The organism is Sphingobium psychrophilum (genome assembly GCF_012927105.1).
GTDB classification, from domain to species: domain Bacteria; phylum Pseudomonadota; class Alphaproteobacteria; order Sphingomonadales; family Sphingomonadaceae; genus Sphingobium; species Sphingobium psychrophilum.
The window spans coordinates 1-8794 of record NZ_JABBFV010000047.1 but is presented as its reverse complement, the minus strand read 5'-3'; the positions used below and the strand labels follow the sequence as shown (position 1 = coordinate 8794).

Genomic DNA, 8794 nt, shown 5'->3' with positions numbered 1-8794 from the left:
CGGCCTCCTGTTCCTTGATCATCCCGATAATCTGCGCTTCGGTAAAACGGCTCTTCCTCATACGTCTGCTCCTCTGTCGGCAGACTCTACATTAGAATGAGGGAACTCTCGGGGGGCAGGTCATTTGATGTGCGCGGGATGCCATGATCCCGGCCCGGGTCACCCTGGAACGATGCTGCTTGAACAAGCGGGACGACCGGTGGCATCGCTGATCGGCAGAGACGATCTTGAGTTGGAATATTTGCGCGCGATCGTGCGTCAGGGGCTAATCGAGATGCCGCCATTCCGGCCAACTGAGCTGAGCGACGCAGAGATCGATGAGATTTACGCTCATATCATGAGTGCAAAACCGCCCGTGACGACACCGGCGAAGCCGGTTAAGAAAGGGTCTTGAGGGCCAACCGCGTCAGCAGCGCGGCAGTACCCTCCGGAGCCGCAATTGCCGCGCGATAAGCCTCCAGGCTCAATCGCGCGGCGGATTGTGCGGACAAGTCCAGTGATTGGCCCTGCTGCTGGCCATCATAGACAAGACATCGGACCAGTTCGATCTGGATCTGGCGCTCCATCTGAAGTTCGCTCGCCTTCAAGCTGGTGTAAAGCTTGTCTCTCGCAGCTACCGCTTGCAGGTCCGGTGCCTGCTTAAGCCACGACTTGGCCCACCGCCGCGCATCGCGCACCAGCCAGACCATGTTTTCGTTCAATGCAGCAACACCACCTAGCAGGTCGCCGATCTCGAATTGGCTGAGAGCCCTGCCCTCGCCTTGCGCCAGCCATAGACATAACAACAAAATGTTGACGTCGAAACCATGCTCGTCCTGCAGAACCAAGCACAGGTCAGCAACTTGCTGTCTTGCATAGACTTCCAGCGAAAATTGCCAGAATTCGTCAGCTGCGTCCTTGCTTGTCATTTCTCATTGCCGTGATCAACCTTCATCCTACGCTGCCTATCCGCTGGCGGACAAGCGGAATTAGAAGAAGCGATTTTCAGGCCGTGGTAGTCCGAAATGGTGGCGCAATGTCGTACCTTCGTATTCCTCTCGGAAAATGCCCCTGCACTGCAATTCGGGCACGACCATATCGACAAAGTCGTTCAGTCCTTCCGGAAGATAGGGGAACATGACGACGAACCCGTCTGACCCACGCTCCTCCAGCCAAATTTCCATTTCGTCGGCGATCGACGACGGCGTGCCGATAAAGGCGAGCCCCGCATAGCTGCCGGCCCTTGCGGCGAGCTGGCGAATCGTCAGATTATGCGCCCGGGCATCCTCGATAATTTTTTCCCGCGCAGTTTTGCTAGCGTTGGTTTCAGGGATTTCCGGGAGCAAGCCATCGGGATCAAAGCCCGACACGTCGAACCCAAGCAGGCCACAGAGCGATTGAATGCCGCTTTCATAATGGACCAGACTGTCGAGATGGGCACGCTTGGCCTGGGCCTGCTCGAGCGTTTCGCCAACGACGACGAATGCTGCGGGCAGAATTTTCAGATGATCGGGATGCCGCCCGACTTGCGCCATTCGCCCTTTCACATCGGCATAGAAGCGCTTGCCACCATCGAGATTCGATTCTGCAGCGAAGACAACCTCAGCCGTTTCGGCGGCCAGCTGACGCCCCGCTTCCGAGGCGCCGGCCTGAAAAATGACCGGCCATCCCTGGACCGGGCGAGCAATGTTGAGCGGGCCGCGAACTGAAAAATGCGGTCCCTTGTGATCGAGTACGTGCATCCGTTGAGGATCGAAATATATTCCGCTCTCGGCATCGCAGACGAAAGCATCCTCTGCAAAACTGTCCCACAGGCCGGTCACCACATCGTAGAATTCGCGGGCGCGCAGATAGCGGCCGTCATGTTCCGGCTGCACTTCGTAACCGAAATTCTTGGCATTGTCAGGGTTTGCAGTGGTCACGACGTTCCAACCAGCCCGCCCGCCGCTGAGATGATCAAGCGAAGCAAACCGACGCGCTACATGAAAGGGTTCTTCAAAGGTGGTCGATGCAGTCGCAACCAGGCCGATCCGTTCGGTAGCGCCCGCCAGAGCTGACAGCAGAGTAAGGGGTTCGAACGACGTGACGGTGTGGCTGCGCCGCAGAGCATCGACCGACATGTTCAGCACGCCGAGATGATCGGCCATGAAGAAGGCATCGAACTTTCCCTCCTCCAGTTTGCGCGCAAATTGCCTGATCGCATGGAAATTGAAATTGGCGTCGTGGATCGCTCCGGGATAGCGCCAGGCACCGGTGTGGATACTGACCGGTCGCATGAACGCACCGAGGTGAAGTTGGCGCTGACGAGACATCAAATTTCGCTCCTATGGCTTCCCAAATACGAAACCCGGCGTTAGCGTTGCCCGCCGATATCGCCCGACTTTCGCCGATATCCTGGCGTCACATCAATTTCCTCGGGCGCTACGACTTCTCCGTGCCCGACGCCGTCGCCAACGGCGGTCTCAGGCCGCTACGCCAACCTAATTCCGAATGGGACTTTTGAAAAGAAATATCGACCCTTACGACACTTTCCTGTTCCGCTCAGCCGCACGACCCAATTCCAGTTCCAATAGCGTCCATAATCATCCTTGACGGGGCCGCCTTTAAACGACCACTTGCACCGACTACGACCCACGCGCGCAGGGGTCACTCAACCATAGCTGACCTGCTTAGATCTTTACGTAGCAGGGTTGCGCTTGCCACTGCCAGTGCAATCAAGGCCGCAGCTATGATTGGCGCATCACTCTGTGCGCCAAATCTGCGAAACAGCAATGCGGCCACGATGGCCCCTAGCGTTTGACCGATCAGCCGTGACAACGAGAGCATTGCCGAAGCCGCTCCAGCGCGGGCGTGTGGAGCAATAGCGATCATGCTATGGTTGTTGGGAACCTGGAAAATGCCGAAGCCGATGCCGCAAATCGCTGCCGCTGCGACGATCAGCAAAGCCGAAACGCCCGGTTGCAGCAATGACAGCCAAATTGCGCCACCGGTTAGGACGATCAACCCCGAAGCGCACAGCCAGGCTGATGGATAGCGACTGACCAGACGCCCGGAAACGAACGCTGCAATCACGATGCCGAGCGGCAGTGGCACCATGAAAAGGCCGATAGTCTCAGGTTTGAAGTGAAACCGTTGTTGCAGAATGAAGGGGAATGACAATGTGATCAGCATCATGACAGCATAGGCTGTTGCAGACATAGCATAAGCTGCGCGCAGTGAGTCCAGCTTCAGCAAATCGAGCGGTACCATCGAGTCCTGGTTGGCTGTTGTGCGTTTACCGAGGAACCATATGGCCGGAATCGCGACGCCGATTGAAAGCAATGTCCACCGAGAAACGGAATCTTGGGCCAGATCATTGAGGAAGAGGAATATTGCCGCGAAGCCCGCACAGCACAACAAGGCCGAACGATAATCGAATGGCTTCTTCTGCGACCCGGTCGAAGGGATTGCCCAGAATCCGAGTGCAAGCGCGAGCAAGCCGAACGGAAGCCCCACTGCAAAAATGGCGTGCCATCCCGCAATCGAAAGGACGAGCGCACCGACCGCCGGTCCGGCGGCCGAAGCAATCGAAACGGCGATGGTATTGTATCCTATGCCGCGCGGGACCAATGCGGGAGGGTAGATTGTCCGAACCAATGCCCCGCTGGCCACCATTACTGCCGCGGCACCGATACCTTGCACAAAGCGCGACGACGCGAGAACTGCCAAACTGCTTGCGTTGATACTGCCAACGGCTGCAAGCATGAAAAGCAAGAGGCCGCCCAGATAGACTTTCTTGTAGCCAAGGATTTCAGCGGCCTTTGCCATCGGCAAAAGGGCCATCACTATGGCGATCTGATAGGCGTTGACTGCCCATACCGATTTTGCCGCAGTTAGGGCCAAACCTTTCGAGATGAAAGGCAGCGCTACGTTAGCAATTGATACGTCCATAATGGTAAGAAATATGGCACTCCACATCGAGAGTGCCGCCCAGAACCGACGAGAAACTGGAAGCCCGGTTGTCGGTTGGGATCCGTCCGCAATAGTTGACGTCCCGACTTGGGGCGCTCCATCGATCGAGCTCATGACGCCGCAACTTGGGGCTTTTGGCCCATCTTTTTGTACTTCCCAAACATTATGACGGTCCTTAGCGTCATCCGCCAAGTGCGAGGCAAGCGGTACGCCAGTCTCTATTCGACTTCAGAATAATAAACCCAAACCTGGTCACTGACGTGCGGGTTGCCGCTTAGAGCACCAAGAGCGAACGGCAGGCGATGCTCCTGTCCGTTCGCTCCCATTTTGTGGCCCTGCAGGTTGATCGGCCCCTAATCGGTGGAGACTTGCGCCGCACTCTGTTGCCGCGATCGACCGCATAGAGGGCGCAGTGCCGCATTACATCTTGAGAATGGCCTTGATTGCGTTACCGGAAATTTCCGTATCCTCGACAGCCTGATTGATCTGGTCGAAGTCGTAGAACGAGCAGAGCCGTTCGAACGGGAACAGGCCGGCTTCGCGCATCGCAATCAATTGCGGAATGAAGACCTGCGGAGTGCTGGAACCTTCGACCACGCCGCGCAGTTTGCGGCCGAACAGCATGTTGTTCATGTCGAGAGAAAATTCGGTGCCGAGCCTTGCCCCACCGACCACAGCGGTTTCTCCCATGGTATGGGTACTGTCTACCGCGCTTCGCAGAACCTGCGGAATGGCGGTGGTATCGATCGCATAGTCCGCGCCGCCGCCCGTCAAGCCAATGATCGTTTCCTGGGCATTGGTGTTCGTTGCGTCGATAATATCGGTCGCACCAAGCTCACGGGCCAGCTTCAGACGCGTGGGATTGCGATCGACTGCGATAATCTTGAGACAGCCGGAAGACTTCGCAGCCATCACCGCGCTGAGTCCAACCGAGCCGACGCCGAAGATCGCGATCGACGAGCCTGGGGGAGGCTGCAGCGCATTGAAGACGGTGCCTGCGCCGGTCTGAATTCCACAGCCCAACGGGCCGAGAAGCTCAATCGGCGAGGAGTCGGAAACTTTGACGCAGTTGCTTTCGTTAGCGATCGAGTAGGTCGCGAATGAGGACTGGCCGAAGAAGCACGCATTCACCTCTTCTCCGTTGCGGCGGATCGGGGTCGATCCGTCCAGCCTCCGGCCCAAGAAATTGAGCGGGAAAAGGCTCGGGCAATAGGCCTGGTGTCCCTTCATGCAAGACGGGCAGGTTCCACAATAGCTGAATGACAGCACGACTTTGTCGCCCGGCTTGACTGCGGTGACACCGCGCCCGACCTTTTCGACTACGCCCGCTCCTTCATGCCCCAGCACGGCAGGAAGTGGCGTTGGCATGTACTGGTCGCGAACGCTCAGATCGGTGTGGCACATCCCGGCTGCAGCGATCTTGACAAGCACTTCCCCATCGCGGGGATCTTCAATATCGACCGTATCAAGGATAAATTTCCCGCCCTGGCTTTCAATGATCGCAGCAGAAGCTTGCATATTCAGTCTCCCCTTTTGCGCTCTTTGGCGCGTTCCTAGCAGAAAAAGTACAGGTTCTTGTCTTGCGTCACTCGCGCATCGATCAGCAGCTTGCGCCGGAACACCTGGAAGCCATCACCAACCCGGCGCAGCTTATCCTCACGCCCCAGCGTATGAACGGTCACTTCAAGTTGGCGGCGGTTGCGATAGACGACCACGTTTGAATAAACTTCGAACTCTCCATCGCCTGCATCGAAAGCTTCGACGTTGCCGACCATGTACCGGATCTTGGACGGCGGATCCTCCATCCATACGGTGCCGGTATAAAGCCGCTCTACGCGTTGCTTGAGCTCGCCATAATCGTCATTATAAATTGCAGCATCGTCGGGTGTCGGGTCGGGGCGACGGTCGCGGATCAGGCGTTGTTCATAAATCGGCATCCAGTAATGGATGTCTTCGGCGACCATGTCCGCTAACCATTCTCGGTATTGCCCGTTCTGCAGCATCCGGACTTCGCTACGATAATGCATTTCGATCGCGGATTGGACATCCAATCCCGCTAAGGTCTGTTTCCCCGACATAAACTCTCCGGCATTCGATACGTTTGAAAAAGTTTGTGGATTACTCGGCTGCGTCGACTTTGTCGTTCCAGTAATTACGATTGGTGAACATCGAATCCCAGGTGTCGTCGTTTGCCTTCACCGCTTTCCAATCGGGCGCATCCAGCATTTCCTTCCAGAATCGATAGAAGCCGCGATGGGATGTTTCGCCGATGAAGCTGGATCCAACAATCCCCGGAAAAACCGGATGTGGACCTTCGAAGCCGACACCCATGCTTGAGCTGATCCGACCGTTACGGGTGATGGTTCCGCGGTTGACAAAGGTGGACGACGACATGTTCTCGCCATCGTCGCTTTCCAGCGTTCCGGCAGTGCCGAAACTCCGGGTGGCTTCGCGCTGGATCATGCTCTTCGTTTCCGCGTCGGCGTCACGCGGCACCATCGTGTAGGTCCACACTTCAATCTCGTGCGGGCCACGCGGATGCCAGACCTTGAACGTATTGGTTCCGTAAAGAAACGAGCAGCTCGGGAAGAGCGAGCAGTTCCAGTGGCCAACATAAAGTTCTTCACGCTCCGGTCCGAACTTTCGGCCAACTTCAGCGCGGGTGTCGGCAAGGTATTTTGCCCAGCCATCGCGCTTGACGTGGATCGCCGGGGCGGCGTTGTTGATCACTCCGAAGCCATGCCCGTGCCGGGTCGTGAACTGAAAGCCGAGTTTTTCGAAGGGCATGTCTGCGCGGTTACCCGCCAGTCCCGCAAGTTCGCCGCCGACCTGCATCAAGGCGCCGGCGTGGGTCCAGCCGACATGGTAGCCATCGCCTACGAAATTCTCTGCCGGCACCTTCCAATTGCAGGCCAGAATGCTCTTCATCGGCGGGCCCAGTAGCTCCAGCCCGCCACCGGCACCTTCCCAGATCGTATCGAGGTACCAACGGAACTCGCCCAGATATTCCTCCAGACTTGGCGCGTCGGCATCGCCGCAGCCGAAAATGAAGCCTTTGTACGTCTCTACCCGAATGTGCTTGGCACCCAGCTTCGCCTTGTCGAGCTGGCCATGATAGCACCGCGTTTCGAGCGGGACATCAACCAGACTGCCGTCCTGACCGTAAACCCAGCCGTGGTAGTTGCAGACGAACGCCTTGGCATTGCCGCTATCGGCATGGCAAATCTGGTTGCCCCGGTGCGTACACGAATTGATGAACGCCCGGAACGAGCCATCTTGCTGATGCGACAGGATGACCTTGTCTTCAGCCATATAGGTGGTGATGAAATCGCCGGGCTTGGGAAGGAGCGACTCGTGCCCCAGAAACAGCCACGAGCGAGCAAAAATACGCTCCAACTCAAGGTTGTATACGTCTTTATCCCAGAAAATCTCGCGCGACTGATTAGATGCGACATTGTCGACAAGGTTGGGGATTCCAAGCATAATTCTCTCCGTACTGCTGTCTATGGCTTGAATCGGGCAAGCTCTGAAACGATAGGCAATGCGATGCACTATATGCAAAAAATTGCCATTGCGCAACCCTAGATGCCGTAATGGGCCGGCGTTTCAAGAGTAGCCAAGTTGGGTGGCTGTCCCTCAGAATGATGGTGTTGGAAACAGGGTCCGAGTGATCGGCCCCAAACATCATGAGAGGAACAGCCATGGAGTATTATGCCGGAATCGATGTCTCTCTGAAAGAGAGGTGGCCTGGCAAAACTGCACATCGGGATAAGTGGATTTTCTGCCTGACGGCGGCCAGGATGGCCGCGTGACAGGAGTAGAGATGAGCAAACGACCACGCCGGAATCACAGCCCGGCATTCAAAGCGAAGGTGGCATTGGCCGCCGTGAAGGGCGAGAAGACGCTGGCGGAGCTGGCGCAGCAGTTTGACGTGCATCCGAACCAGATCACGCAATGGCGCGGGCAGCTTCTGGAAGGGGCTGCCGGTGTATTTGGCAGCGAGACGCGGAGCGAGGCTGCGGCGCCGGTGATCGACGTAAAGACGCTGCACGCCAAGATCGGTGAACTGACGCTGGTGAACGATTTTTTGTCAGGGGCGCTCGGGGAGGCGGGACTGTTGCCGAGCGCAAAACGATGATCGACCGTTCGCACGCACTGCCGTTGGCGCGGCAAGCCCGGGAGCTGGGGATCAGCCGGGGCAGCATTTATTATCTGCCCAGACCGGTGCCGCCTGCCGATCTCGCCATCATGCGGCGGATCGACGAGTTGCACCTGGAATTTCCGTTCGCGGGTAGTCGGATGCTGCGTGATCTTCTGCGGCAGGAAGGCATCGAGATCGGCCGCCAGCATGTCGCCACGCTGATGAAGAAGATGGCGATCGAGGCAATCTACCGTCGCCCGAACACATCGAAGCCGACCCCTGGGCACAAGATCTACCCTTACTTGTTGCGTAAACTGCCGATCGTGCGGCCCAATCAGGTCTGGGCAACGGACATCAGCTACATCCCGATGGCGAGGGGGTTCGTCTATCTCGTGGCCATCGTCGACTGGTTCAGCCGCAAAGTCCTGGCTTGGCGGGTGTCGATCACGATGGAGGCCGACTTCTGCGTCGAAGCGCTGGAGGAAGCGTTGACGCGCTTCGGGAAACCGGAGATATTCAACACCGATCAGGGCAGATGGGGTGGTTGCCGCCCTCCCCAGACGGCATCGCAATGTGCCAGGTTAGGGTGTTGAGACCACTTAGCCCGTATAATTCATCGCGTTGTTGATCGGGCGTCAGGATTTCGGTTTTTGGTTGGAGGCAGGCGCGGTGCATCACTCCCGGGGATGAGCCGAAGGTCGGGTATGTTGAGGCTTGCGGGTT

The 8794-nt window shown here is 57.3% G+C and carries 7 protein-coding genes and 1 pseudogene; 2 read left to right on the top strand and 6 right to left on the bottom strand.

Annotated features, from left to right (window positions below; translation table 11 throughout):
- Nucleotides 1-127 precede the first annotated feature (127 nt).
- The gene (locus HHL08_RS24775) at nt 128-394 is read left to right on the top strand and encodes a c-type cytochrome (protein WP_169575529.1); all 267 of its coding nucleotides are present in this window, start codon (nt 128-130) and stop codon (nt 392-394) included.
- On the opposite strand, the gene HHL08_RS24770 is transcribed toward HHL08_RS24775, so the two are convergent.
- The 6 genes from HHL08_RS24770 to HHL08_RS24745 form a co-directional block, all read right to left on the bottom strand.
- Nucleotides 378-908, bottom strand: coding sequence for a TIGR02444 family protein (locus HHL08_RS24770; RefSeq protein WP_169575528.1), 531 nt, complete (start codon nt 906-908; stop codon nt 378-380). The two genes, HHL08_RS24775 and HHL08_RS24770, sit on opposite strands and share 17 nt — an antisense overlap.
- Nucleotides 909-968: 60 nt before the next feature.
- Nucleotides 969-2255, bottom strand: coding sequence for an LLM class flavin-dependent oxidoreductase (locus HHL08_RS24765; RefSeq protein ID WP_235955308.1), 1287 nt, complete (start codon nt 2253-2255; stop codon nt 969-971).
- Between the two features lie 370 nt (nt 2256-2625).
- The gene (locus HHL08_RS24760; protein WP_169575527.1) at nt 2626-4122 is read right to left on the bottom strand and encodes an MFS transporter; all 1497 of its coding nucleotides are present in this window, start codon (nt 4120-4122) and stop codon (nt 2626-2628) included.
- Between the two features lie 228 nt (nt 4123-4350).
- Complete coding sequence (locus tag HHL08_RS24755; RefSeq protein WP_169575526.1) at nt 4351-5448, bottom strand: NAD(P)-dependent alcohol dehydrogenase; 1098 nt, start codon at nt 5446-5448, stop codon at nt 4351-4353.
- 35 nt (nt 5449-5483) lie between these two features.
- Nucleotides 5484-6008 (bottom strand): aromatic-ring-hydroxylating dioxygenase subunit beta, encoded by a 525-nt coding sequence (locus tag HHL08_RS24750; protein ID WP_169575525.1) that lies wholly within the window; start codon nt 6006-6008, stop codon nt 5484-5486.
- A 40-nt stretch (nt 6009-6048) separates the two neighbouring features.
- Nucleotides 6049-7413 (bottom strand): aromatic ring-hydroxylating oxygenase subunit alpha, encoded by a 1365-nt coding sequence (locus HHL08_RS24745; RefSeq protein ID WP_169575524.1) that lies wholly within the window; start codon nt 7411-7413, stop codon nt 6049-6051.
- 340 nt (nt 7414-7753) lie between these two features.
- Here HHL08_RS24745 and HHL08_RS24740 point away from each other — a divergent pair.
- Nucleotides 7754-8604, top strand: a pseudogene (locus tag HHL08_RS24740) (IS3 family transposase); the annotation flags it as partial.
- Nucleotides 8605-8794: the final 190 nt, after the last annotated feature.

Bases quoted from the DNA above. Each gene is read 5' to 3' on its own strand.
- HHL08_RS24775 (WP_169575529.1), top strand. From the start codon at position 128: ATGTGCGCGGGATGCCATGATCCCGGCCCGGGTCACCCTGGAACGATG.
- HHL08_RS24770 (WP_169575528.1), bottom strand. From the start codon at position 908: ATGACAAGCAAGGACGCAGCTGACGAATTCTGGCAATTTTCGCTGGAA.
- HHL08_RS24765 (WP_235955308.1), bottom strand. From the start codon at position 2,255: ATGCGACCGGTCAGTATCCACACCGGTGCCTGGCGCTATCCCGGAGCG.
- HHL08_RS24755 (WP_169575526.1), bottom strand. From the start codon at position 5,448: ATGCAAGCTTCTGCTGCGATCATTGAAAGCCAGGGCGGGAAATTTATC.
- HHL08_RS24750 (WP_169575525.1), bottom strand. From the start codon at position 6,008: ATGTCGGGGAAACAGACCTTAGCGGGATTGGATGTCCAATCCGCGATC.
- HHL08_RS24745 (WP_169575524.1), bottom strand. From the start codon at position 7,413: ATGCTTGGAATCCCCAACCTTGTCGACAATGTCGCATCTAATCAGTCG.